Here is a 24923-nt window from a genome sequence, read left to right on the forward strand (position 1 = left end):
TATGACTACTAACGAAGCTATTTTTGAACGCGCACAAAAAACGATTCCGGGGGGCGTTAATTCTCCTGTTCGTGCATTTAAGTCTGTGGGCGGAACTCCGAAATTTATTAAGAAAGCCCTAGGCGGATATATGTGGGATATAGAGGGTAAAAAATATGTTGACTATATCGGCTCATGGGGGCCTGCTATTGCGGGTCATGCAAATCCTGAAGTCCTTGAGGCTGTGCACAAAGCAGTAGCAGATGGTTTGTCTTTTGGGGCTCCAACTGAGGCGGAAGTTCTGCTTGCTGAGCGTATCTGCGAATTATTGCCTAGCATTGAACAAGTGCGATTAGTGAGTTCTGGAACTGAAGCAACCATGAGTGCTATTAGACTGGCTCGTGGCTTCACTGGTCGCAACAAAATTTTAAAATTTGAGGGTTGCTATCATGGTCACTCAGATAGCTTGCTTGTTAAATCAGGGTCAGGATTATTGACTTTTGGAAATCCTTCATCGGCGGGCGTTCCAGAAGAGTTTGTTTCTCATACTATCGTTATTGAATATAACAATATCGAGGCTGTACGCGAATGTTTTTCTAAATATGGTTCTGATATCGCATGCGTTATCGTAGAGCCTGTTGCAGGAAATATGAATTTAGTTAAACCTACAAAAGAATTTCTACAAACTTTACGTGATGTTTGCGATGAATATGAGTCTGTGCTTATTTTCGATGAAGTTATGACAGGATTTAGAGTAGGTCTTGACTGTGCTCAGGGGCATTTTGGAATCAAGCCTGATATGACCACTTTAGCTAAGGTTATCGGGGGTGGCATGCCTATTGGGGCTTTTGGTGGTCGCCGCAATATTATGAGCAAAATTGCACCTCTAGGACCAGTTTATCAAGCAGGGACATTGTCAGGAAATCCTGTGGCTGTAGCTGCGGGTTTAAAAACTCTTGAAATTATCTCAAGACCAGGCTTTTATGATGGACTTAAATCTTATAACGAGAAATTCACGAGTGGTTTGAGTGATATTGCCACAAAAAAAGGAGTTAAATTCTGCACTGACTTTATAGGTGGCATGTTTGGGTTATACTTCTTGGAGTCTGTGCCTAAGAGCTTCCCAGATGTTCAAAAATCAAACACGGATGCATTCAACATTTTCTTCCATAAATTACTAGAAAATGGCGTGCATATTGCGCCGTCAGCTTATGAAGCTGGCTTTATCTCTGCCTCTCATGATGAGGACAGCCTAAAAATAACATTGACTGCAGCTGAAGCGGCATTTGAGGCCGTGGCTGCACATAAAGGGTCTTAATGAACGACAGTAAATTTGCCGATCTAGGCATTGAGCAGATACTTCTTAAATCTTTAGAGAGGATTGATTTTCGTAATCCAACGGAGGTACAAGTTAAGTCTATTCCACTTGCACTTGAGGGTAAGGACTTAATTGTTTCTGCTCAAACTGGAAGCGGTAAAACTGCGGCTTTTATGCTCCCATCTATTCAAAGACTTTTGCATGAACTTGAAACACGGCCACAAACTGAGGAAATATCTAAAGCTAAATCTTCGCGACGTAAAAAAGGTAAGTCAACGGCGAATCCCCCTAAATACGGTGTACAAATTTTAGTCCTTACACCTACTCGAGAACTTGCTATGCAAGTTGCGGATGCGACGAAAGAATTTATTTACGGATTTAAAGGCGTGCACATTGCCACCCTAGTAGGGGGGATGGCCCATGGACCGCAAATAAACTCACTCTCACGCGAGGTAGAGATTATTGTAGCTACGCCTGGAAGGCTTTTGGATCATATAAAAGCTGGACGCGTAATATTGCACAATCTTAAGGTGCTTATTTTAGATGAAGCTGACCGCATGCTCGATATGGGTTTTATTCATGATATTAAAAATGTGGTTGCTGAAACTCCAGATGAAAAGCAGACATTGCTTTTTTCTGCGACATTTGAAGGAAATACCGTTAAGCTTGCAAAAGAGATGCTTAAATCGCCTGAGAGGATTGTGGTATCTGACCATAAGGAGAAGCATCAAAATATCGAGCAATTCCTTTTTTATGCAGACACTGTGGGCCATAGATTTAAACTGCTTGAGGCTTTGCTGCGTGATCCAGATGTTGATCAAACAATTGTTTTTACTAAAACTAAACGTGGGGCTTGCGATTTAGCGAAACGTCTAAAAGATTTGGATTTTAAAGCAGGCGAATTGCACGGCGATATGAATCAGGGTCAAAGAAACCGCACTATTCAAGCTCTTCAAAAAGGCCGAATTAAGGTGCTAGTAGCTACAGATGTGGCCGCACGCGGTATCGATATACAGGGCATAAGCCATGTTGTGAATTATGACTTGCCTATGCAAGCGGAAGATTATGTGCATCGCATTGGTAGGACTGGGCGTGCAGGAAGAGATGGGCGTGCGTATACATTGGCACTTTTATCTGAACGTAGGGCGGTTCGATTTATCGAGAATTATATTTCTCGTGAACTCGATATCGCCGTGATACCTGGTTTGGAGCCTGTTGGGCGTGGTGCTATCAAGAAGAAAGGTTCGGCTGGAGCTAGCGGAACGGGACGTGCGGGCGGTCATGCGGGAGGACGTGCGGATGCTCGTGCTGGAAGCGGTAGTCGCAAAAAAACAAGTGAAGCTAAAGCCAGTGGAGCTCGCAAGGCTTCTAGCACTTCTCATACAAGCGATTCTCGAAAGTACAAAAGGAAAGAGGATGAGCGTGTTTCCTCGAACAAAAGACGTTCAAAATCCGAGAACTCCCTAAATGACAGCAAACGCACAAAACCTACAAGTAAAACTAAGACTGAAAGTAATTCTAAGGTCTCTGCCTCGAATAAACCTAGAACAAAAGGAAGCAGAAGCTCAACAGGAGGCCCTAAATTTTCAGAATGGGAACGAGGTGCTCGCAGTAATAAACCTAAACACATCAAGAGAAGACAATCAAAAAAATAGATGAAAAATCTACCCAAGCCTTCCGAAGAAGCTCTTGAAATAAGCTCTAAGCTCGATAAACATATACGCGAAAAATTCGCTAATCAAGAGGTCATAGAATTTGACAAATGGTTGAGCGAAGTGTTGTATGCACCTAAACTTGGATACTATACAAATGCATTGCCAATTTTTGGGGCAAAGGGGGATTTTATAACCGCCCCTGAAATAAGCCCTTTTTTCGGACGCTGCGTGTGGAATCAAGTGCTACAAATTCTTGAGCAGTGTGAGTCAAAATATGTATTGGAGTTTGGAGCTGGCTCGGGAGCTATGGCTAAGCAAATTCTTGAGGCTTCGGGTAGCGAAAAAATTAAATACTTTATACTTGAACTATCTGCGGATTTAAAATCTCTACAAAAAGAGACACTCGCTGAATTTTTAGATGATATCGTTTGGCTTGATACCTTGCCCGATAAATTTGAAGGCTGCATAATCGCTAATGAAGTGCTTGACTCAATACCTCCTAAAATTTTCGAATACTCTGATGCTGAAGGCTTACTCGAGATAGGAGTACGTGCCACTAAAGTAGGATATGAGTTTGATAGAGTGGGCATTGCCACCCAAAAGGAAATTGCACAGCGAATTCCACAAATCGACGGCTATAGAAGCGAAGTAAATTTACAAGCAGAAGCGTGGATTGCGTCTCTAGCAGGGCTTCTTACAAGAGGTGGGATTTTATTAATCGACTATGGATTTGCAAGAAGCGAGTTCTACCATCCGCAAAGAAATGAAGGCACAATAATGTGCCATTTTAAACATCATACGCATCCCGACCCTTTTATAAATCTAGGCATTCAAGATATCACATCACATGTTGATTTCACTGCTATTGCAGATGCGGGCATTGATGCGGGTCTCGAGCTTTGGGGGTATACAAATCAAGCGAGTTTCCTTATTTCATGCGGTTTGGAGCAAGAGTTAAACAAGGCACAGAATTTAAATCATGCTCAGAAGGCAGGCATAAATACTCTTATATCGGAAGCGGAAATGGGCGAGCTTTTTAAAGTAATGCTTTTCTCAAAAAATTTGGATTGGCTAGATGCTCCCGTTGGATTTACGCTTTCAGATCGTCGATATAGTCTTGGATAATTTGCAATCGAGAATTTTGCACGTGCTCCTTGATCTGAAGCGGCGTAAGATTGATTAAATCCGCTGTAGACACTGTCTTTACAAGCTTGATAATTTCAGCCCACTGTGCGTGGCTTAAAGGCCCCTCATTTTCCAAAAGAAGATTTACTACTTCAAGAAGTGCCAAAAATTTACTTGGTTTTCTTAGACCATCGACTGTAGTAATTGCCTCTAAAATCTGTTGTGGCTGTAGTTGAATATCTTTCAAAATCTCATATAAAAGTGGCAATGATTTTGCATACTCTCTATATTCTCGAGGAACGGCAAATTGAGGTGCTATAAAATCTGGAAAATAGCTCGTAAAAACGCAGTATTGACGAATCAAATCAAAACCATGTTTTCTACCTCTATCTAGGTAATCCCCTTTCTGTGGTACTTGCATGTTTGGAAAAAGTATTTCTATTGCACCTGCTTTTTCCATAATTTGAAAAAACTTGCTTGGAACATTTTCAATCAATGCACGTGATAGTTCCCTCCATACACGCTCTTGAACAAGTGCATCAATTTCACCCTCTTCTACCATCTTGCGACACAAATCTATAGTCTCCTGTGCAACAGAGAATTGATCAAAACGTGCTAAAAATCGGCCTAAGCGCAATATCCGTACAGGGTCTTCAGAAAATGAATCACTTACATGTCGAAATACTCGATCCTGCAAGTCTTTATATCCGTTAAAAGGGTCAATTAAATTACCCTCTCTATCTACGGCCATTGCATTTATTGTGAAATCGCGTCGCCGCAAATCTTCTTCTAAACTAACGTCACCAGTGAAAAAACTAAACCCGTGATAGCCTTTTGAAATTTTTCTTTCTGTTCTTGCAAGTGCATATTCCTCACCTGAAATAGGATGAATAAATACTGGAAAGTCTGCACCCACTGGCTTGAATCCTCGCGATTCCATCTCATCTGGTGTGGCACTTACTACTACCCAATCCCTATCTTTAATTTTCAGTCCTAGCAAACTGTCCCTAACGGCACCGCCCACACAATAGACTTCTAACCCTTTGGTTAAGGAGTCACCGGTAAATCTTAATGAATCAATTTGCATAATACGTTGAAATAATTGAGTAGCAATTAATATAATATAAATGTAATAAATTATATAGGCTCTACATTTGAAAGATTTAACCCGCAAAGATTTACTCTTCATCAGGGATTCTAAAAGCCTAGAGGAACTGGCGGAATCTAGTGAGGCTGTTTGTGCAGTCCTTCTAGATTTTATTAAATCCAAATTCCCGAATCCTTGTGTGATAGCGGCTTATTGGGCTATTAATTCTGAATTAAATTTAAAAATATTGCTCAATCAACTTCACGTTGAAAAATACAAAATTCTATTGCCAGTAGTAACAAAAACAAATCAACCCTTATCGTTTGCTTTCTGGACACCCGACACATTTTTCGAATACAACAAATTTGGTATCAGTGAGCCGATAAGTCCGCTTGTTGACATGGAACCAGAAATAGTTTTAGTTCCAATGATTGGATTTACACATGATAAACATAGAATCGGCTATGGTGGCGGATATTATGATAGGACTCTTGGTCGATGGCTGAAAAAGGGTATAAAACCTATGAAAGTAGGAGTAGCTTGGTCTGATTGCGAAATTGATAAGGAATCAAAGTTAAACATAGAATCGCATGATATAGCCATGGATTTTATTGCCACAGAGAAGGAAATAAAATAAAGCGGCCCTTATAAGGACCTCTTTGATTTTCAACAACACTTAAATCCGCCTTTCCCGCCATAACGAGCATCTTGTCGCTCGCGGAAAAACTCTTTATATGTCATAGGAGTTTTATCTGGATGGTTGCGTTCCATATGCTTAAGATAAGTATCATAGTCGGGCACACCCACCATCAGGCGTGCCGTCTGCCCTAAATACTTAGCTGTATCTTTAAGTGAAAATAGCATATTTAGCTCCTACACTTTAGTTGCTTCCAATGGAAGTGGCTCGTATGGAATCTCAGCTGAATGAGGCTCTTTGCGTTTAAGAGCTTGAAGGCTTGATTTCACAGCAAACACTGCGATAGAAACTACAACTAACATGAAAAATGCTGTCAAGAATCCATCCAATCTATTGTTGAAAATAACTTGTTCAACTTGCTCTACAGATTTGAAAGTTCCTGATGCAACAAAAGGAACATCGATAAATTTCTCTTTAAGGGAGTTTGCAAGTGCGAAAAAACCAACTTTTGGATTATCCGAGAACACCTTAATCCAGCCCGCATAAAGAGTAAATATCATAAGCGCAATGCTTGGGAAAATAGCAATCCATGCAAACTTCTCTTTTTTCATTTTGAAAAGTACTACTGTGCATAACAATAATGCAATAGCTGCTAGCATTTGGTTAGCAATTCCAAATAAAGGCCATAGAGTATTAATACCTCCTAATGGATCGACCACACCTTGATATAAGAAATAGCCCCAAGCAACAACAACTAATGCAGTAGCAAATAAGTTCGCTGGCAATGAATCCGTTCTTTTTAAACCTGGACTTACTAAACCTAATAAATCCTGAAGCATAAATCTTGCAGAGCGAGTACCCGCATCAACAGCTGTCAAGATAAATAGGGCTTCAAACAAAATCGCAAAGTGATACCAGAACGACATAGAGCCTAAGAATGACAATGCTTCATGCAAAATCATAGCCATGCCCACAGCAAGTGTAGGAGCACCGCCAGCACGAGAAATAATAGTTGATTCACCAACATCTGATGCATATTGTTGAATAGTCTCAGGCGTAATCAAGAAGCCTATATTGGACACGGTATTTGCTGCTGCAGCCGCTAAATCAGCACTTCCCTCGGGATTTAAAAATGCTACAGGGCTATTCATTACAAAATAAACACCAGGGTCAATAATGGAAGCAGAAATCAAGGCCATGATAGCTACAAAAGATTCCATCAACATACCACCATAACCAATTAGACGTGCATGCGATTCGTTTTGAAGCATTTTAGGTGTTGTTCCCGAAGAGATAAGTGCATGGAATCCGGAAACAGCTCCACACGCAATTGTAATAAACAAGAATGGGAACAAATCGCCCTTCCACACAGGACCTGTACCATCCACAAACTGTGTCAACGATGGCATCTGCATTTCTGGTCTAACAAGAACAATACCAATTGCTAGTGCAACGATAGCACCGATTTTCAAGAATGTTGATAAGTAATCGCGGGGAGCTAGTAGCAACCAAACAGGAAGTACCGCAGCTACGAACCCATACACTACAATAATATAAGTTAAAGTTTTACCATCATAATCAAAATACTTAGCTAAATCTGGATTGGCTGCGACATCTCCGCCCCAAATAATTCCTAAAATCAAAAGAACCATACCAATTATGGATACTTCTAATACGCGACCTGGGCGAATATATCGTAAATACACCCCCATAAATACAGCAAGAGGAATCGTATAAATAACTGTGAATGTACCCCAAGGGCTATGTGTCAACGCTTTCACCACAATCATAGCTAATACAGCAAGAATAATGACCATGATCATAAAGCAAGCTACCAGGGCGATTATGCCTGGAATACGACCCATCTCCGCACGGCAAAGCTCACCAAGAGATCGACCATCTCTACGTGTAGAGATAAAAAGAACCATAAAGTCCTGAACTGCCCCTGCGAAAACTACTCCCGCAAGAATCCAAAGCATACCAGGAAGATAACCCATTTGAGCTGCAAGCACTGGTCCTACTAGCGGCCCTGCTCCTGCAATCGCAGCAAAGTGATGGCCAAATAAAACCGCCTTATTCGTGGGAACATAATCAAGCCCATCGTTATGTCTCCAAGCTGGAGTATTGCGCGTAGAATCTAACCCCAAAGCATTACGTGCGATATAAAGACTGTAGTATCGATAACCAATAAGATAAACGCAGATTGCTGCTATAAGTACCCATATTGCGTTAATAGATTCACCTCTTTGCGTAACCGCTATATAGCCCAACAAGAAGGCCCCGAGCACGGCTACACCAAACCAAAGAATGTGATTTATTATGCTATTTGAACTAGATTTGGTATGCATAGTTAAACCTCATAAGATATTTTCCACTAATTATAGATATAAGGTTAAACTTGTCTATATTTATATATAAGGAATACCCTAATTATTTACTATGTTTTAGGTCCTCTGTTGCATTTTTACTTAAAGCTATAAATCTATAAAACCCGTGCACAAATTTGCTGAATGGCATTGTGATAAACAGAGTCAAAATTACGCTCAGATGCACAGCTAGCAAAGTTGGCAATGCTTCCGTTTCCCTCAATAGCATAAGTATTAAACCAGTTACTGCTGCAAGAAACAAAAGACCTATAAAAGCGTAATCCATACCCAGCTGCCTAATATCCCTGATCTCTGGATTTGCTTTTAATTTCAAAACAAATAATCCTGCCGTACCTATTGCCAGCAATACACCGCCTGAGGTACCAAGCAATTTAGGGATACTTACAAAATCATAGGGTGCATGCATATTAAAGAAATAATGCAAAATAGTCCCTGATGCAGTCGCCGCAAAGCAAAGCATAAAGCCATAGAAAGTTGCATGGTGAAAATAACGTCTCCATGGAGAAATATCGTCTTCTGGATAGGTACATCCAGTTTTTATATTTCCATGCAAATATTTAAGACTAAATGCCTCATGAGCAGCCCTCTTTAAAGCTGGCAATGAAAATATTCTCTCATCTGCTTCACAAATATGATTTCTAAATCGAACACAACTATTAATAATGGAAACAATCATCCATATAAATGCACAACCAAAAAGAATAACAAGTGCATTATGAGATACGTAGTTATAAAAGTCATGAGGGTCCGCATAATTTGCAGTTTCTCTTGGGATTATAAGCAGGAACATAGTTAAAACAAGCACAAGCAATATTGAGCTTATAAGTCCATGCTTAACAAAAAGAGACGACAAAAATTTCGGACTCGCAAACTCTTCGTATGAACGAGTACGCACCATTGCAAGCTGCTTAGGAATATTCACACCATATTCATGAGGTGGTGCAAACTGACAAGCATATAGACATTCACTACAGTTATGACATAAATTAGCCAAATAATTTATGTCATACTCAGCAAAACTAAGTCGCTTTTCCATTGCAGGAAACACAGCACAAAACCCCTCGCAATACCTACAGGAGTTGCAAATGCCAATCGACTTTTTCGTACGGTCCATCAACTCTGCATGCGTATGAATTGGTATTTCTTTAATTGTTGACTGCATATAATGCCGCTCCTTTTCCTGCAATTCTTCCAAACACAGTACCAATGGCCATCCCAAAGCCCGCAACATATCCTTGCGAGAGAATATTTCCTGCCATTATTTCCCCTGCCGCAAATAAATTTTTAGCTAAGCTACCATTAGCCATATGAACCTGTGCATCTTTATTGACCTTCACGCCCATATAAGTAAAAGTAATCCCTGTGGCCAATGGATATGCATAATATGGGCCTGTATCAAGCTTCTGAGCCCAATGCGTTTTATTTATTTCTAAGCCTTCTGTGCGACAATCGTCTAAGATAGTATTGTTAAATGTGCCTGGTCGGACGGCCTCGTTATACTTATGTACGGTATCCATGGCTTTATCCACTGGGAGGCCAAGCGTTTCGAATAATTGTGGCAATGTTTCCGCTTTTATCGACGGAAATACTGAAGGCATAAATTTCCCTATAATTTTCTGATCGATAATGCTGTATGCGACTTGATCAGGTTGTTTTGCTACAAGACGGCCCCAAATTGCGTAACGTTTTGGCCAAAAATCTTCACCCTCATCGTAGAACCTATCACCGTTTTTATTTAAGACTATACCAAGCGATACGCAGTCAACACGTGTCACAATTCCGCCGTCATATAGGGGAGATCTAGCGTCAATTGCAACGGCGTGACCTTGCGTAGGATCCCCTATAATTTGTGCCCCTACTCTTTCTAACTCCTTAATCATGCGGCCTTGATTAAATCTCGTACCACGAATTAAGAAATTGCGAGCCGCGGGCCCCCATGCCTCTTCCAACCACTTACGATTGGATTCAAATCCTCCACTTGCTATGACATAAGCTTTGGCTTTAAATTTATCTTCTTGCCCATCTCTTTGAATGCTTACTGAATCGCAATATCCATCAACTACATTTAATGATATGGCCTCAGTCTCATAAAATATCTCAACACCCAATTTCTCAATTTCTTTGAAATACGCATTAACTAAGGCTTTCCCGCCACCAAGGAAAAATGCATTAGTGCGACCAAGTTGCAAAGTACCTCCTAATGAAGGCTGAAAACGAACGCCATGCTCCTTCATCCATTTAGTACAGGTGACAGTAGAACGAATCACAAAACGTGCCATTTCCTCATTAGTTTGACCTTTAGTGACGCGATATACATCATCATAAAACTCATCTTCCGAATATTTATCAGTAAGCACATCAGTGGGTTCATCGTGCATACTACGAATATTTCTCGTATGACTACTATTTCCCCCTCTCCACTCTTTAGGAGCCGACTCAAGGATGGCAATGCTTCTGGCTCCATGCTCATAGGCTGAAATTGCTGAGCAAAGGGCAGCATTGCCAGCTCCTATGACTAATACGTCATATATTTTTGTGCTTTGATTCATAAAATTTATTCAGAAAATTAAACAGTGGATTTGCTAATAAAAGTACAGCAACAAGTCTTACGATTTGGAAGGCCACTACGACTGGGGCTCCAAGTTGTAAATCTTTTGCTGTGACTGCAATCTCTGCCAGACCGCCTGGACTTAAGCCTAAAACAAGTGTCTCTAGTTCATATTGTGATGGAAAACTCATTAAATAAGCGACTAAAGTCATCACTAACATATAGAAGATGATTACCGTAAACATTGCCACAATAAATTTAGGAGCTTGTTTGAAAAAATGGGGGCCATAGTTACTTCCTAAAGCCCACCCTAACAGTATTTGACCGAGTCTTTGAACTTCAACTGGAACATAACTAATATGAATTTCATGGCTTGTAAGAACCGCTGTAAATAACATAGTACCTACCAACCAGGCATTGGGAAACCTTATTTTATACAATAAAAAACCAGCTACTATCGCACAAGCAAAAAGCAAAAAGAAATTCCAATCTATGTCCACTATAGAAATCTTAACTGGCAAATTAGAACCCATATCAATAAGATTACCGTGTATCCCAAGATATTGATAAATAAACGGTATCGTGACAACCACAGTTAAAATTCTAAGACTATGAGCAGAGGCAATTAAGGGTAAATTTGCATTTGCTTTTCTCTCAGCAATCACTACCATCTCACTAGCACCACCAACTGTAGAAGCAAAATATGCCGTCGTGAAATTTTGATGCGAAAATTTATATAAAAACCATGCACCAGCAATACTTATAAAAACCGTCGATACACTGCCAGCAATGATATAGAGGGATTGATCTATTAAAACTTCATTAACTTGAGGAGAAAAATATAGCCCTATAGAAACGCCAACTATAAGTTGACCAGTCTTTCGAAAGTTCTTATGGGCACCATTATTCACCCCTAGTATGCGACAAATAGCGGTAAATATTAATGCTCCTAACATCCAAGGAATTGGCATGCCAAAAGCATTTGCTATAAAAGCTCCCGCTAAAGCAATACCAAAACCCAATGCATATTGTTTAATCATATTAATTTGCTGGTGCGTTCCTTCCACCAATAACTTTCTTCAATATCGGCGGGATAACGATTACAGCAATCGCTAAAATCCACAGTACTATCGTAATAGTACTTGAGAATAATATCGAAATATCGCCCTGTGAAATAGACATAGCTCTTCGTAAGTTTTGTTCCATTAATTCTCCCAAAACCACACCTAATACCATTGGGGCTAAAGGAACATCAAATTTACGTAAGAAGTATCCTATTAATCCAATAATAACAACAGCTACTAAATCAAACGTAGTGGAATTTAATGCATACACCCCTACAAAACTTACAGCCAGAATTCCTGGAACTAATAGCCATGATGGTGTTCTAAGCATAGCTGAAAATACTCTTACTAATGGAATATTCATAATAAGAAGAATTAAGTTAGCTAAAAACAAAGAAGCAATGAGACCCCAAACTAATTCAGGTGATGTTTCAAATAGGATTGGGCCAGGAGTAATGTTATAAAGTGTGAGTGCACCCATCATAACCGCAGTAGTACCTGAACCTGGTACTCCTAAAGTAAGCATAGGAATAAATGATCCTGTTGCAGCAGCATTATTAGCTGCCTCTGGTGCACACAGCCCCCTTAAATCTCCTTCACCGAAGCATGCTTTTGGATCGCGTCCAGAAATAAGTTTTTTCTCGTTTGCATATGCGACAGCTGATGCTACTGATGCACCTGCACCAGGTAAAACGCCAATGAAGAATCCAGTAACTGAGCTTCTTAGGGTAGTCCAGGTAGTTTTAGCAAGCTCTGAGAGATTAAATAATTTTCTGTCAGAACGAGGTACTTCAACTGAATCGCCTTTTAATAGGTTCTCAAGCATTTGAAGCATTTCAGATACAGCAAACAAGCCAATCACAACAACTACAAAATCCATACCATCATCAAGATTAGGAATTTCAAATGTATATCTATAAACGCCCGATGTTGGATCTACTCCAATTGTTGAAATAGATAAACCTATTAGAGCTGAAATCATGCCCTTTATTGGTCTGTCTCCTAATAAACTGGTTAATGCCGAAAATGCAAAAACCATAAGAACAAAATACTCTGCTGGTCCAAATGCAGAAGCCCAATTTGCAAGAAGTGGTGCTAAAAGAACAATGCCTAATATGGCAATAATCGATCCTACAAACGATGCCCATGCCGATAAAGATAAAGCAACACTTGCTAAACCTTTGCGTGCAAGTGGATAACCATCTATAGTCGTCATAACTGCAGCGGCTTCTCCTGGAACATTTATAAGAATAGAAGAAATCCTACCACCGTATTCTGCACCCACATAAACTGCAGCCAATAAAATTAATGATGTCTCTGGAGGAAGATTCATGGTGTATGCAATAGGTATTAACATGGCTACACCGTTAATTGGACCTAATCCAGGCAGAAGCCCAACCACAGTACCAATAAAAGCACCAATTGCAGCTACTAATACATTTGTAAATGAGAGGGCAACTGACATGCCCAATCCTAAATAATGCAATACATCACTCATAGCAATCCCTCCAAAATACCTGTAGGGAGAACTACATCTAAAGTTAAATCAAACAGCAAATATAGAACTATAGACATTCCTATACCGCCAAATAATGAATAAAGCCAGCTGCCCCCAAAAAGTTTTCCTACTAAGGTGACCATAATTAAAGTAGAAATAAGAAATCCTAAAGGCTGAAATGCGAAGGCATAGAAAACTAAAATTGCAATCATCGATATGATTCTGACTGAACTACCCTTAGGATTTCGAGGAACGGGATTACCACCTTTGATAATCAAAATAACTCCACATAGAGCCAAAAAACCTGATAGTAAAAGTGGAAATACTTTCGGTCCTATCGGTTCATAAGAGAATTCAGAATTCATACCATATCCGTGGTATGCCATAAATGCCGCTAAGACTATGGCAAAAATACCAAGAACCCTATCATTTAATGTCATATCAATCTCTATAAAAATAAGAGGCAACCACAATGAATGCGATTGCCTCGGGTAAAACAAAATAAACAATTATTTTTTAATTAAACCAAAAGAATCAGCTAGCTCTTTGTAGTAAGCTGTGCGTTCTTTAACAAATTTATCTAATTCAGCACCAGTTTTCTCGAATGGGAATAAACCTTGAGACTCTTGAATTTTTTTGAATTCAGGAGTTTTGTAAAGTGCTTGGAATTTTTCTTCCCAATATTTGAATTGCTCATCAGTTACTTTAGGTGGAAGATAGAAACCACGAATAACTGGCCACTGAATATCATACCCTTGCTCTTTTGCAGTAGGAATATTGCTTAAGCGACCTTCCATACGTTTATCTGCAAACACAGCAAGAATTTTAATTGGAGCACCGCCATCAATAAGAGTAGAAGCTTCAGCTAAACCTGATAGCAACACATCAACGTGTTTGCCTTGAAGTGCGGTAGCTGCCTCACCACCACCCTCAAAAGCAACGAATCTCATATTTTTATAATCAACACCAGCTTGTTTAGCTGTAAGAGCAGCTGTCATCCAGTCTTGACCACCAATGGTAGCACCTGCAGCGAAGACAACTGTTTTAGGATCTGCTTTAAGGGCATTGATAAGATCTCCTAAATTTTGAAATTTAGAATCTTTATTTACGATAATTGCTCCATAATCAGTACCGACAGTTGCTAGCCAACGTACATCATCTACTGTGTAGCGGCCAAACTTACCTTGCGCGATATTTAAAAGAGAACCACCTGAGAATGCTACGAATGCGTTATTATCGTCTGCTCTTTTAGAAATAATATTGTTGTAGGCTACTGCCCCTACGCCACCAGGCATGTACACTGTACGAATCTGCTTATCGATAAGTTTTGTTTGTGCAAAACCATTTACTGCAACACGACAGGTTAAATCAAAGCCGCCACCAGGTTTTGCTGGAGCCACACATTCTGGTCTTTTAGGTTCTACATCAGCCGCTTGAGCTGATGCTATAGAGCCCAAACCAAGAGAAGCTACAAACAAAGAGTTAAGAATTTTTAATGACAGTTTCATACAGTCTCCAAATACTTTTATATGATTTAATCTGATTGTAAGACTTAAAACAAAAGTGTCACTTAGGGAAAACCTTATTAAGAAATTAGATAATTCATGTAAAAAGCAAATAAAAAAGGCGACCTACCAAAGGAATGTCGCCTCAAAAACAAAATTAAAAATTAATAACGATAATGTTCGGCTTTATAAGGGCCATCAACACTAACACCAATATAATCTGCTTGTTTTTCTGTAAGCTTTGTTAAATTAGCCCCTAATTTTTTCAGATGAAGTCTAGCAACTTTTTCGTCTAAATGTTTAGGCAATACACTCACAGAACCTTTTTTGTAATTCTCTCCCTTAGTGAATAGCTCGATCTGGGCAATTGTCTGATTTGTAAATGATGCAGACATAACAAATGATGGATGCCCTGTAGCACAACCTAAGTTAACAAGTCTACCCTTAGCTAAAAGAATAATGCGTTTACCGTCAGGGAAAATTACATGGTCAACTTGAGGTTTAATCTCCTCCCACTGCAAATCTGCTAAAGATTCGACATCAATCTCGTTATCGAAGTGTCCAATATTGCAAACTATGGCTTCATTTTTCATAGCCTCAAGATGTTTGCGTTGGATAACATGATAATTCCCTGTTGCGGTAACAAAAATATCAGCTTTGTCGGCCACATCATCGATTGTAACTACTCGATACCCTTCCATAGCCGCTTGCAAAGCACATATTGGGTCAATTTCACATACCCAAACTTGAGCACGCAAGGCTGCTAAAGCTTGAGCACAACCTTTGCCAACATCCCCAAAGCCCACAACCACCGCAGTTTTACCTGCAATCATGACATCAGTTGCCCTCTTTATGCCATCAACCAAGGATTCACGACAACCATATAAATTATCAAATTTAGATTTAGTGACAGAATCATTCACATTAATTGCAGAAAACTCAAGCTCCCCTTTTGCACTCATCTGATAAAGCCTATGCACACCTGTTGTGGTTTCTTCCGTAACTCCCTTGATGTGCTTAATTCGTTTCGAATACCAGTTTGGATCTTCCTTGAGCTTTGTCTTTATGGCCGCAAATAGGACCTTTTCCTCTTCACTAGTTGGGTTGGCAATGCTTTCGGGATTTGTCTCCGCCTTTGTTCCAAGATGAAGTAGTAGTGTTGCATCTCCTCCATCGTCCAAAATCATATTCGCAGGGCCTTGTTCTTGAGGCCAATTGAAGATTTCATGCGTATAACTCCAATATTCTTCAAGCGATTCGCCTTTTACAGCAAATACAGGAATTCCACGTTTAGCTATAGCAGCAGCTGCATGATCTTGAGTAGAGAAAATATTGCACGAAGCCCAACGCACCTCCGCACCGAGTTCAACAAGTGTTTCAATCAAAACGGCAGTTTGAATGGTCATATGCAAACTACCCGCAATCCTAGCACCCTTTAGAGGTTTAGAAGCAGCATATTCCTCTCGAGTAGCCATAAGCCCAGGCATCTCGTGTTCAGCAATTGAAATTTCTTTCCGACCCCAGTCGGCCAAGCCAATATCAGCAATTTTGTAATTTGTACTCATTAAGGTCCCCAAAATTAAAGTGCAGATTTTAGAAGTTGTACCTTATCGGTAGCCTCCCATGAGAACTCAGGCTCTGCACGTCCAAAATGTCCATATGCAGCAGATTTACTATATATAGGTCTTAATAAATCAAGCATTTGAACTATTCCTCGTGGACGCAAATCAAAATTCTCACGAACTAATTTTGCGATTTCCACATCTGGAATAATACCTGTGCCCTCTGTATATACAGTAATATTTATTGGTTCTGCAATACCTATTGCATAACTCACCTGAATTTGACACTGACGAGCCAGCCCAGCAGTAACAATATTTTTTGCGACATAACGGGCCGCATAAGCAGCAGAGCGATCTACTTTAGACGGATCTTTTCCAGAAAAAGCACCACCACCATGAGGGCAAGCCCCTCCATAAGTATCTACAATAATTTTTCTACCAGTTAGACCGCAGTCCCCTTGTGGACCACCAATAACAAATTTACCAGTAGGATTAACAAAAAATTTAGTTTTAGGAGTAAGTAATCCATCATTAAATGAGGGCTTAATAATCTCCTCAATTACTGCTTCTTTAATTGTAGATTGAGAAATCTCTGGATGATGTTGAGTGGAAAGCACTACTGTATCTACCTCTACAGGTTTACCATCTACATATCTAAAAGTCACCTGAGATTTAGCATCTGGTCGCAGCCAGTTTAAAACACCGCTTTTTCTTAACTCGCTTTGACGTTGAACAAGTCGATGTGCAAACCAGATTGGAGCAGGCATAAGATCTACGGTCTCATCGCACGCATAGCCGAACATAAGGCCTTGATCACCCGCACCTTGATTAAGAATCTCTTCCTCTGAGCGGTCCACGCCTTGAGCGATATCTGGAGATTGCTTATCGTAAGCCACCAACACGGAGCAGCCCTTATAATCAAGACCATAATCGATATTATCGTAGCCAATTCTCTTAATAGTATCTCTGGCAATGTCTATGTAGCTTACATTCGCTGTGCTTGATATTTCACCTGCAAGTACTACTAGACCAGTATTGCAAAGAGTCTCAGCAGCAACACGTGCATTAGGATCTTGCTCTAAGATGGCATCTAATATGGCATCAGAGATTTGGTCGGCGATTTTATCGGGATGGCCTTCAGAAACAGATTCAGAAGTAAAAAGAAAATCAGAAGTCATAATTGCGTCCTATAAAAAGAGACGCCAAGTAGCAAAAATATGCTGTGACGCTTTAGCGGATTAGAAAGCCCCGCAATTTGTCATTAACTCGGCATTAAAATAGAATTTGAAATTATAACCCTAATGTCATAAAAACGAAAAATTTTTCATGTCAAAAAATATAGAAAATTCTTTCAAATACATACTGTACGAAAAAATCTTTAAATTGATAGCGGATTTGAGCCATGGTCAAAGATTGAAACTCGGGGGAGTACTCACAAGCATTGCCAAACCACTAGCAAAAAAAAGGATTCACATTGCCCGAAGAAATTTGGAGTTATGTTTTCCTGAAGCGACAAAAGAACAAATTGAGGGATGGCTGAAACGTCACTTTCGTATGGTTGTCCAATCATATGTGGATAGGGCTTTACTATGGTATGGTGGTGAGCAAAAAATAAACGAAACAGTTGAACTTCAAGGGTTAGAGAAATTCAGGGCTGCTATAGACGGTGGTTCTCCAGTTATGCTTATCGGTCCGCACCTAATTGGCCTAGATGCTGCGGCTACAATTCTAACCTCAAAGCAACCTAAAGGTGCAACTATGTATGGTCGTCAATCCGACCCCGTTATGGATGCGATAGTTAGAAAGGGTCGGGCTCGTTTCAATGATGTGCAACTTTTAAGCCGACAAGATGGAGTGCGGAAATTATTAAAACTCATAAGAAACCAATATCCACTTTATTATTTGCCAGATATGGATTTTGGTCCCAAGGACTCAATTTTTGTCCCATTTTTTGGAGTACCAGCCGCAACTTTAACTAGCACGGTGCAATTAGTTCGATCATTTGATATGACAGTGTTTTGTGCATTGTCACAGCTCGATATAAAAACAGGAATTTATAAAGTGGAGGTATTGCCACTAAATAAAAATGATTTTACTAGTGGCTCTATTGAGGAGGCTACAGCTCGATTTAATTCTATGCTTGAGGTTTGGATATTGAAAGACCCAGCTCAATATTACTGGGTGCACAAAAGATTTAAAACGCGTCCAAATGGGGAAGCAAGTGTTTATTGAGTTATACCGTACTGCTTGCGATAAGCTTGGACAGCCTCTTCGTATTTTTTGAATTCGTCTGACTCGCTAATCACGTCCATAATATCGTTTAGATTTGCAATACTCACAACAGGAAAGCCGTAGACTTGCTGCACTCTTTCAACTGAAGAATTTACAGAAAAGTTGCTGTCATAGCCAGAGCGTTCCATACGATCAAGTGCAATCAAAACACCCACAGGTTTTGCATAAGAGGCTTGAATTATATCTACGGATTCTTTAACCGAAGTTCCGGCAGTAATAACATCGTCGATTATGATTACATTGCCACTTAAAGGGGCACCCACAAGTGAACCACCTTCACCATGGTCCTTCGCTTCTTTTCGATTAAAACAGAAAGGAATCGTTTTAGACAATTTTTGACTCAGAGCAATGGCAGTGGACGCAGCAAGAGGAATGCCCTTATAAGCTGGCCCAAAAATCATGTCAAATTCTATTCCAGAATCAATCAGAGCATCCGCATAAAAATTTGCTAATTTATAGAGGGATTCTCCATTATTAAAAAGCCCTGCATTGAAAAAGTATGGGCTATTGCGTCCGGATTTAGTGAGAAAATCACCAAATTTAAGCACTCCTTCATCGAGTGCAAACTTCACAAAATCCTTACTAAGCGACATAATTGCTCCAAACAAAATTTTAGTAAACTGAATTTTAACCTTTAGAACAGGAATTTTTGTGCTTAGAATTACAAGTTTAAATGTAAATGGCCTAAGATCGGCTTTTAACAAAGGTCTTGAATCATGGCTATCGTCGACAAGACCTAATATCGTGTGCCTTCAGGAAATAAAGATTAGTGCGGCCGATGTGAGTGATGCATTGCGTGAGCCTCTTGCTTATAGAAGCGAATTTAATCATGCGATTAAAAAGGGGTATAGTGGTGTCGGGTTATATATGGACAAAGCATTGCCACAAGCAGAATTTAAGCATGGGATTGAAAATGAGGAGTTCGATCCTGAGGGACGTGTGTTGGCAGCACGATTTTCAAATCTTACTGTCGTGAGTGCCTATCTTCCTTCGGGCTCAAGCAGTGAGGAGAGACAGCATGCGAAATTTAGATTTTTGGATTCATTTGGTCCATGGATTGATGCCATGATGAGAGATTATCGTGAAACTGGTCACGAATATGTGATATGCGGCGACTGGAATATGGCTCATAAGGAAATAGATCTAAAAAATTGGAAGGGGAATTTAAAGAACTCTGGCTTCACTCCTGAAGAGCGAGAATGGATGAATAATTTATTTGAACAACGCAGGTTTGTGGATGTGTTTCGCTTGCTATGTCCTGATGCGGATCAATATACGTGGTGGAGTAATCGCGGGCAAGCCTGGGCTAAAAATGTTGGGTGGAGAGTTGACTACCAGATAAGTACGCCAGGCATTGCCACCAGAGCGAAGCGTGCGGAAATATATAAGGAGCAACGGTTTTCCGACCATGCTCCTTTGACTATCGACTACGATTTTGAGATCGAGAACTAATTAAACTTACAGTGAGTTAAATTTCTTTTTTCATCGTGCCAGTTTTCTCATAATTGTCGTGCCAGCTTAATGCTTCAGACAATATATGAGGCGTATGGCGCGGGCGATTTTGGGCCTTCGCACGATTGAAATAATCCCAAAGCTGTGCTTTGTAATCAGGGTGTGCACATTTCTCGATAATTTGTTCAGCTCTTTGAGAAGGATTTAAGCCGCGTAAATCCGCTAAGCCCTGCTCTGTCACAATAATTTGCGTATCATGTTCTGTGTGGTCATGATGCGAAACCATAGGGACTATCGCAGATATGGCCCCGTCTTTTGCTATCGATGGGCGCACAAAAATGGATACAAAGCTGTTGCGTGTGAAATCTCCCGAACCGCCGATACCATTCATCATGCCGCTGCCCATAATATGAGTTGAATTAACGTTACCGTAGATATCAGCTTCGATCATTCCATTGATGGCAATGATCCCGAGGCGTCGTATCAATTCTGGGCGATTACTAATTTCTTGTGTTCTTAGAATGATTTTGTCGCGATAAAAATCGATATTATCGTTAAATTCTTTTAAGCCTTCAGGGCTTAGGGACAAGGCTGTAGCTGAGACACTTGATAGTTTTCCAGACTTGATAAGCTGAAGCATACCGTCCTGAATTACCTCTGTATATGAGGTTAAGTTTTCAAAATGTCCATGTTGAAGACCTGCAATTACAGCATTTGATACATCCCCTACTCCTGATTGCAGTGGCAATAAATTTTTTGGAAATCTCCCTTTAGCAACTTCATCATCGAAAAATTTTAGAATGTGATTTGCGATAGCTTTTGCTACATCGTTAGGTTCGCTAAATTTATTTACCCTGTCGTAGTCATTAGTTTCGACGATACCAATGATTTTTTCTTTTGGACAAACATAATGTGGTACACCAATTCGTTGATCTGGTTCAGTAAGCATAATTGGCTTACGATGAGGAGGAATCGCCGTTCCATAATAAATATCGTGCATACCATCTAGTTTTTCTGTAAGAGCATAATTCACTTCTAGAATCACGTGGTCAGCTTGATCAATCCAAGTTTTATTATTACCCACAGAACCTGCAGGAACTAAGGTTCCGTCCTCATTTATTGCTGAAACTTCAATCACCGCAATATTTAATTTTCCTAGGAATCCAAACCAAGCTTGTTGTGCGACATGCGATAAGTGAATATCCATATAAGCCATTTCACCAGAATTAATTTTCTGTCTACAAACTGGGTCTGATTGATAAGGAAGTCGCATATTAATGCCATCTACTTCCGCAAGCACACCATCGAGCTCAGGTGCTGTAGAAGCCCCTGTCCAAACATTGATCTTAAATTTAGTTCCAGAATCATTAATCTCTCGAATGCGTTTAGCCAATGCTGCAGGAATTCTTTTTGGGTACCCTGAACCTGTGAATCCACTCATACCTACAGTTGAACCCGCAGGGATTAGTTCGGCCGCCTTCTCTGCTGACATAACCTTGGAATGAAGTTGCTTGCAGCGAATGCGTGATAAAGATTCAAATGAGTCGTTACTTGTAGTCATGGTTTCCTCACAATAATTTAGATGGGCTAGTCAAGAGAGATAGCCTTGATTCTATTTCTTTGAAAATATAATAGCACTAATCCTGGTAGGGCTATAAAGCTTGTGACCACAAAGAACTGGGCCCATCCAAAGTATTCCACTAATGGTGGTGTTAACGGTCCAGCTAAAAACACCCTACCTACCGAAGATAATGCAGTCAATAAAGCAAACTGCGTCGCCGTAAATTTAATATTACATAGCCCCATAATAAGAACTACAAAAGCCGCTGTACCCATACCCCCAGTAAAATTCTCAAGTCCAACAGCTAAAGCCATGATTGGAAGATTAGTTCCAGAGACTGCTACTAATGCATAAGCTAAATTAGATATTGCTTGCAAAATACCAAAACCCATCAATGAACGGTAGAGTCCAAGCTTGTTTAGCAATGCTCCACCTAACAAAGCCCCGAAAATAGAGGTCAATACAGCAAGAATTTTATTTACCCATCCAACAGTTTCCGCTGCAAAACCCGCACCTCTAATTAGGAAGGTCGTAGACAATGCCCCCGCAAAAGAGTCTCCAAGCTTATATAAAACAATAAGCAGTAAGATGGCAATGGCCTCCTTCCTAGAGAAAAATTCTACTAGAGGGTTAATAAAAGCTTCCGCAAGATTTCTAGGCGGAGCAATATCCTTGACCTCGGGTGCCATCGCTGAAAGGCCCGCAAATATAAACATGAGAACACCCATAAGCTGATATGTCGCATGCCAACCCAACCATCGCTCAGCTATAACAATTGCTAAACCGCCCGAGATAATCATCCCAATGCGATAGCCTAAAGTTCTAATAGCCGCTCCGTGGGCTTTTTCGGTCGAATCAAGCACTTCTGTACTATATGCATCAAATGCAATATCCTGAGTCGCAGAAAGAAAAGCCACGACTGTCGCTATAAGTGCAATATATTTGAGTTGATCACCTGGGTCAAAAAATCCCATCGCAATAAGACATAACCCGAGAAGAACCTGAGTAAGTGCCATCCATCCACGACGTCTACCAAAAAGTGGCGGAGTATATCGATCGATAAATGGTGCCCATAAAAATTTAAAGGTATAAGCCGTGCCAACTAAAGTTAAAAATCCAATTGATTTAAGACTGACACCTTCAACTGTAGCCCAAGCTTGAAGAGTGCCGCCCGTTAAGGCTAATGGCAAGCCACTGGCTATACCCAAGAATAAAAGTGGCAATACCCTCGGATTCAAATAGTTTTTAAAATTCGCTCTTGTGCTGGTTTTCTCATCCATTTCTCTCAACGGTGTCTGTTCTTGAGAATTATTGGTAATATTATTCATGATGGATCTTTATTAAGTTTCAAAATAGTATAGAGCCAAACTACTTCTCCAACCCCGTAAAAGTGATATCTCAGTATTATCCTTATATGTCACCCTTTGAACAATTTTAAGTCCAAGTTTTGAAGCTAATCTCTCAAAATCGCCTAAGGTGCACAAATGAATGTTTGGGGTGTTGTACCACTCATAAGGCATCTGACCTGTAACTGGCATGCGTCCTTTAAGAATTGACCACCAGTGAGACCAATGACCAAAATTTGGAAACGATACTATTCCTCTTTTAGCTACACGTGCCATTTCAAGCAAAATAGCCTCTGTATTTTTCATAGATTGAAGTGTTTGAGAGAGTATTGCTATATCGAACTGTTTATCGTAGAAAAGCTCAAGACCCCCTTCAAGATTTTGTTGTACAACTTGAACTCCCTTAGAAACCGCACAAGCAAAGTTAGTATCATTTAATTCAACACCCAATCCAACGGCCCGCTTAGTTTCTTGCAAATAATGCAATAAAGCACCATCACCGCAACCTAAGTCTAAAACACGCTCACCGTCATTAACCCATGAAGCGATTTGTTTTAAATCTTGGCGAACGAGAGTTGGTTTATGTATTGATTCCCCCCGCATTTTTGAAATTTCTTCATAAATATTATCGAAATAATTATGAACAACTTGGTGGTATTTTGGTTCATTAAGTAAGAAGGCATCATGTCCATGCGGTGCATCTATTTCCGCATAGGTGACTGGTTTTCCTGTCTTTAAAAGTCCCTTAACTAAAATACGCGTATTCTCTGGGGGAAATCTCCAATCAGTTGTAAATGAGATGGTCAAAAACTTGGCTTTTACTTTTGAGAGAGCTGCTTCAAGATTACCATTGCCATGAGTTTTAGCAGGGTCAAAATAATCCAATGCTTTTGTAGTTAATAGATATGAATTCGCATCAAAATACTTACTGAATTTTTCTCCTTGATATCTTAGGTAAGATTCAACCTGAAATTCGATATCATAGTCGTAGTTGTAATTTTCCTGTTTGCGAAGCTCGCGTCCAAACTTCTCAGTCATATCATCATTTGATAAATATGTAATATGACCTATCATGCGTGCAACGGAAAGTCCGTTCTTTGGCCTAGAATCGTGTTCTAGATATTGACCTTCAAAAAAATCGGGGTCTGTAATTATGGACCTTCGTGCCACCTCATTAAACGCGATGTTTTGAGCAGAAAGTCCTGTTGTGCTGGCAATGACCACGCAGTGCTCCACTCTATCTGGATGCATTATCGCCCAAGTGAGTGCTTGCATACCTCCGAGAGAACCTCCCATAACCGCAGCAAATTTTTTTATACCGAGTCGATCAGCTACTCTCGATTGTGCATTAACCCAATCTTCAACTGTTAAGATTGGAAATGAAGATCCCCAGACTTTACCAGTTTTAGGATTAATACTTTTAGGCCCAGTTGAACCAAAACAAGAACCTAGATTATTAATACCTATAACAAAAAATTTATCAGTGTCTACAGGTTTCCCAGAACCAACCATATTATCCCACCAACCAATATCATCTGGATTATCTGAATATACTCCAGCGACATGATGAGAGGCATTTAATGCATGGCAAATTAGGACGGCATTTGAAGCAGACTCGTTTAACTTGCCATATGTTTCAATGGCAAGCGTAAATGAGTCTAAGGATTGTCCGCTTGATAACTCTAATGGATCCTCAAAGTTAAGATACTCAGGTTTAGAAACCAAATTAGAGTTTTTAAGCATTATGGATTTACAGGTTCAACCTTTTCGGAAGTAGATTCTTTAATGGCGTCAATTTTATCGCCAGCAGCATCTTTCATAGCATCGTATTTTTCTTTGGCTGTATCGACGACTTCTTCAGTTTTTTCAGCTGCTTTATCTTTGATTTCCTCAGTTTTTTCAGCTGC

At 40.0% G+C, this 24923-nt stretch carries 21 protein-coding genes and 1 pseudogene; 6 read left to right on the forward strand and 16 right to left on the reverse strand.

Translation table 11 applies throughout. The annotated features are described in order from the left end of the window. Nucleotide 1: 1 nt before the first annotated feature. Genes hemL through T432_RS0106710 form a run of 3 tightly spaced genes read left to right on the forward strand, consistent with a single transcriptional unit; the run spans nucleotide 2 to nucleotide 4077 of the window. Complete coding sequence (gene hemL / locus T432_RS0106700) at nucleotides 2-1297, forward strand: glutamate-1-semialdehyde 2,1-aminomutase (protein ID WP_028884665.1); 1296 nt, start codon at nucleotides 2-4, stop codon at nucleotides 1295-1297. Beyond that, nucleotides 1297-2952 carry a DEAD/DEAH box helicase gene (locus T432_RS0106705; protein WP_028884666.1) on the forward strand — a complete coding sequence of 552 codons (1656 nt, stop codon included), beginning with the start codon at nucleotides 1297-1299 and terminating at the stop codon, nucleotides 2950-2952. Before hemL ends, T432_RS0106705 begins: the two co-directional genes overlap by 1 nt. After that, complete coding sequence (locus T432_RS0106710; RefSeq protein ID WP_028884667.1) at nucleotides 2953-4077, forward strand: class I SAM-dependent methyltransferase; 1125 nt, start codon at nucleotides 2953-2955, stop codon at nucleotides 4075-4077. It abuts the gene before it with no gap. On the opposite strand, the gene T432_RS0106715 is transcribed toward T432_RS0106710, so the two are convergent. Next, nucleotides 4043-5101 (reverse strand): tRNA nucleotidyltransferase/poly(A) polymerase-related protein, encoded by a 1059-nt coding sequence (locus tag T432_RS0106715; protein WP_248646293.1) that lies wholly within the window; start codon nucleotides 5099-5101, stop codon nucleotides 4043-4045. The genes T432_RS0106710 and T432_RS0106715 overlap by 35 nt on opposite strands. Before the next feature lie 130 nt (nucleotides 5102-5231). Between T432_RS0106715 and T432_RS0106720 the strand changes: the two genes are divergently transcribed. Continuing rightward, entirely contained in the window at nucleotides 5232-5801 is a 570-nt protein-coding gene (locus tag T432_RS0106720) for a 5-formyltetrahydrofolate cyclo-ligase (RefSeq protein WP_028884669.1), read from the forward strand. Nucleotides 5802-5830: 29 nt separating this feature from the next. Here T432_RS0106720 and T432_RS0106725 read toward each other — a convergent pair whose 3' ends face one another. The 10 genes from T432_RS0106725 to metK form a co-directional block, all read right to left on the reverse strand. Beyond that, complete coding sequence (locus T432_RS0106725) at nucleotides 5831-6028, reverse strand: YbdD/YjiX family protein (protein ID WP_028884670.1); 198 nt, start codon at nucleotides 6026-6028, stop codon at nucleotides 5831-5833. Between the two features lie 9 nt (nucleotides 6029-6037). Beyond that, nucleotides 6038-8149 (reverse strand): pyruvate/proton symporter CstA, encoded by a 2112-nt coding sequence (gene cstA / locus T432_RS0106730; protein WP_028884671.1) that lies wholly within the window; start codon nucleotides 8147-8149, stop codon nucleotides 6038-6040. An 82-nt stretch (nucleotides 8150-8231) separates the two neighbouring features. Beyond that, nucleotides 8232-9350 (reverse strand): tricarballylate utilization 4Fe-4S protein TcuB, encoded by a 1119-nt coding sequence (gene tcuB, locus T432_RS0106735; RefSeq protein WP_028884672.1) that lies wholly within the window; start codon nucleotides 9348-9350, stop codon nucleotides 8232-8234. Further along, nucleotides 9334-10737: an FAD-dependent tricarballylate dehydrogenase TcuA gene (tcuA, locus tag T432_RS0106740; RefSeq protein ID WP_028884673.1), complete on the reverse strand. Its 1404-nt coding sequence runs from the start codon at nucleotides 10735-10737 to the stop codon at nucleotides 9334-9336. Before tcuA ends, tcuB begins: the two co-directional genes overlap by 17 nt. Beyond that, nucleotides 10712-11776 carry an AbrB family transcriptional regulator gene (locus tag T432_RS0106745; RefSeq protein ID WP_028884674.1) on the reverse strand — a complete coding sequence of 355 codons (1065 nt, stop codon included), beginning with the start codon at nucleotides 11774-11776 and terminating at the stop codon, nucleotides 10712-10714. The genes tcuA and T432_RS0106745 overlap by 26 nt, the downstream gene beginning before the upstream one ends. A gap of 1 nt (nucleotide 11777) precedes the next feature. Further along, nucleotides 11778-13298, reverse strand: a complete 1521-nt coding sequence (locus tag T432_RS0106750) for a tripartite tricarboxylate transporter permease (protein WP_014112041.1) — start codon at nucleotides 13296-13298, stop codon at nucleotides 11778-11780. Beyond that, a complete protein-coding gene (locus T432_RS0106755; RefSeq protein WP_028884675.1) occupies nucleotides 13295-13738 on the reverse strand; it encodes a tripartite tricarboxylate transporter TctB family protein in 444 nt (147 codons plus the stop codon). Before T432_RS0106755 ends, T432_RS0106750 begins: the two co-directional genes overlap by 4 nt. Nucleotides 13739-13807: 69 nt before the next feature. After that, nucleotides 13808-14806, reverse strand: a complete 999-nt coding sequence (locus tag T432_RS0106760; RefSeq protein WP_044971206.1) for a Bug family tripartite tricarboxylate transporter substrate binding protein — start codon at nucleotides 14804-14806, stop codon at nucleotides 13808-13810. A 161-nt stretch (nucleotides 14807-14967) separates the two neighbouring features. Further along, on the reverse strand, nucleotides 14968-16368 hold the full coding sequence (ahcY, locus tag T432_RS0106765) for an adenosylhomocysteinase (RefSeq protein WP_028884677.1): 1401 nt from the start codon (nucleotides 16366-16368) through the stop codon (nucleotides 14968-14970). A 14-nt stretch (nucleotides 16369-16382) separates the two neighbouring features. After that, a complete protein-coding gene (gene metK / locus T432_RS0106770; RefSeq protein WP_156026340.1) occupies nucleotides 16383-17546 on the reverse strand; it encodes a methionine adenosyltransferase in 1164 nt (387 codons plus the stop codon). Nucleotides 17547-17691: 145 nt separating this feature from the next. Here metK and T432_RS0106775 point away from each other — a divergent pair, with 145 nt between their 5' ends. Beyond that, complete coding sequence (locus tag T432_RS0106775; protein ID WP_028884679.1) at nucleotides 17692-18597, forward strand: lysophospholipid acyltransferase family protein; 906 nt, start codon at nucleotides 17692-17694, stop codon at nucleotides 18595-18597. Here the strand turns inward: T432_RS0106775 and pyrE are convergent. Further along, a complete protein-coding gene (pyrE, locus tag T432_RS0106780; protein WP_044971207.1) occupies nucleotides 18591-19250 on the reverse strand; it encodes an orotate phosphoribosyltransferase in 660 nt (219 codons plus the stop codon). The two genes, T432_RS0106775 and pyrE, sit on opposite strands and share 7 nt — an antisense overlap. A 58-nt stretch (nucleotides 19251-19308) precedes the next feature. On the opposite strand from pyrE, the gene T432_RS0106785 reads away from it, so the two are divergent. Further along, nucleotides 19309-20109, forward strand: a complete 801-nt coding sequence (locus T432_RS0106785) for an exodeoxyribonuclease III (protein WP_028884681.1) — start codon at nucleotides 19309-19311, stop codon at nucleotides 20107-20109. Nucleotides 20110-20125: 16 nt separating this feature from the next. Here the strand turns inward: T432_RS0106785 and scpC are convergent, their stop codons facing one another. The 4 genes and pseudogenes from scpC to metX form a co-directional block, all read right to left on the reverse strand. Then, complete coding sequence (gene scpC, locus T432_RS0106790) at nucleotides 20126-21670, reverse strand: succinyl-CoA:acetate CoA-transferase ScpC (RefSeq protein ID WP_028884682.1); 1545 nt, start codon at nucleotides 21668-21670, stop codon at nucleotides 20126-20128. Nucleotides 21671-21696: 26 nt separating this feature from the next. Continuing rightward, nucleotides 21697-22950, reverse strand: coding sequence for an AmpG family muropeptide MFS transporter (locus T432_RS0106795; protein ID WP_028884683.1), 1254 nt, complete (start codon nucleotides 22948-22950; stop codon nucleotides 21697-21699). Nucleotides 22951-23010: 60 nt separating this feature from the next. Next, on the reverse strand, nucleotides 23011-23619 hold the full coding sequence (gene metW / locus T432_RS08775) for a methionine biosynthesis protein MetW (RefSeq protein ID WP_338056682.1): 609 nt from the start codon (nucleotides 23617-23619) through the stop codon (nucleotides 23011-23013). A 6-nt stretch (nucleotides 23620-23625) separates the two neighbouring features. Beyond that, nucleotides 23626-24759 (reverse strand): annotated as a pseudogene (gene metX, locus T432_RS08780) (homoserine O-succinyltransferase MetX); the annotation flags it as partial. Nucleotides 24760-24923 lie beyond the last annotated feature (164 nt).

It is taken from the genome of Taylorella asinigenitalis ATCC 700933 (genome assembly GCF_000687755.1).
GTDB lineage: Bacteria > Pseudomonadota > Gammaproteobacteria > Burkholderiales > Burkholderiaceae_B > Taylorella > Taylorella asinigenitalis.

What these genes read in the sequence shown, in the direction of transcription:
- T432_RS0106795 (WP_028884683.1), bottom strand. Translation starts at nt 22,950, where the DNA reads ATGGATGAGAAAACCAGCACAAGAGCGAATTTTAAAAACTATTTGAAT.
- tcuA (WP_028884673.1), bottom strand. Translation starts at nt 10,737, where the DNA reads ATGAATCAAAGCACAAAAATATATGACGTATTAGTCATAGGAGCTGGC.
- scpC (WP_028884682.1), bottom strand. Translation starts at nt 21,670, where the DNA reads ATGACTACAAGTAACGACTCATTTGAATCTTTATCACGCATTCGCTGC.
- T432_RS0106750 (WP_014112041.1), bottom strand. Translation starts at nt 13,298, where the DNA reads ATGAGTGATGTATTGCATTATTTAGGATTGGGCATGTCAGTTGCCCTC.
- T432_RS0106710 (WP_028884667.1), top strand. Translation starts at nt 2,953, where the DNA reads ATGAAAAATCTACCCAAGCCTTCCGAAGAAGCTCTTGAAATAAGCTCT.
- ahcY (WP_028884677.1), bottom strand. Translation starts at nt 16,368, where the DNA reads ATGAGTACAAATTACAAAATTGCTGATATTGGCTTGGCCGACTGGGGT.
- cstA (WP_028884671.1), bottom strand. Translation starts at nt 8,149, where the DNA reads ATGCATACCAAATCTAGTTCAAATAGCATAATAAATCACATTCTTTGG.
- T432_RS0106760 (WP_044971206.1), bottom strand. Translation starts at nt 14,806, where the DNA reads ATGAAACTGTCATTAAAAATTCTTAACTCTTTGTTTGTAGCTTCTCTT.
- tcuB (WP_028884672.1), bottom strand. Translation starts at nt 9,350, where the DNA reads ATGCAGTCAACAATTAAAGAAATACCAATTCATACGCATGCAGAGTTG.
- T432_RS0106775 (WP_028884679.1), top strand. Translation starts at nt 17,692, where the DNA reads ATGTCAAAAAATATAGAAAATTCTTTCAAATACATACTGTACGAAAAA.
- T432_RS0106705 (WP_028884666.1), top strand. Translation starts at nt 1,297, where the DNA reads ATGAACGACAGTAAATTTGCCGATCTAGGCATTGAGCAGATACTTCTT.
- pyrE (WP_044971207.1), bottom strand. Translation starts at nt 19,250, where the DNA reads ATGTCGCTTAGTAAGGATTTTGTGAAGTTTGCACTCGATGAAGGAGTG.
- hemL (WP_028884665.1), top strand. Translation starts at nt 2, where the DNA reads ATGACTACTAACGAAGCTATTTTTGAACGCGCACAAAAAACGATTCCG.
- metW (WP_338056682.1), bottom strand. Translation starts at nt 23,619, where the DNA reads ATGCGGGGGGAATCAATACATAAACCAACTCTCGTTCGCCAAGATTTA.
- T432_RS0106745 (WP_028884674.1), bottom strand. Translation starts at nt 11,776, where the DNA reads ATGATTAAACAATATGCATTGGGTTTTGGTATTGCTTTAGCGGGAGCT.
- T432_RS0106725 (WP_028884670.1), bottom strand. Translation starts at nt 6,028, where the DNA reads ATGCTATTTTCACTTAAAGATACAGCTAAGTATTTAGGGCAGACGGCA.
- T432_RS0106755 (WP_028884675.1), bottom strand. Translation starts at nt 13,738, where the DNA reads ATGACATTAAATGATAGGGTTCTTGGTATTTTTGCCATAGTCTTAGCG.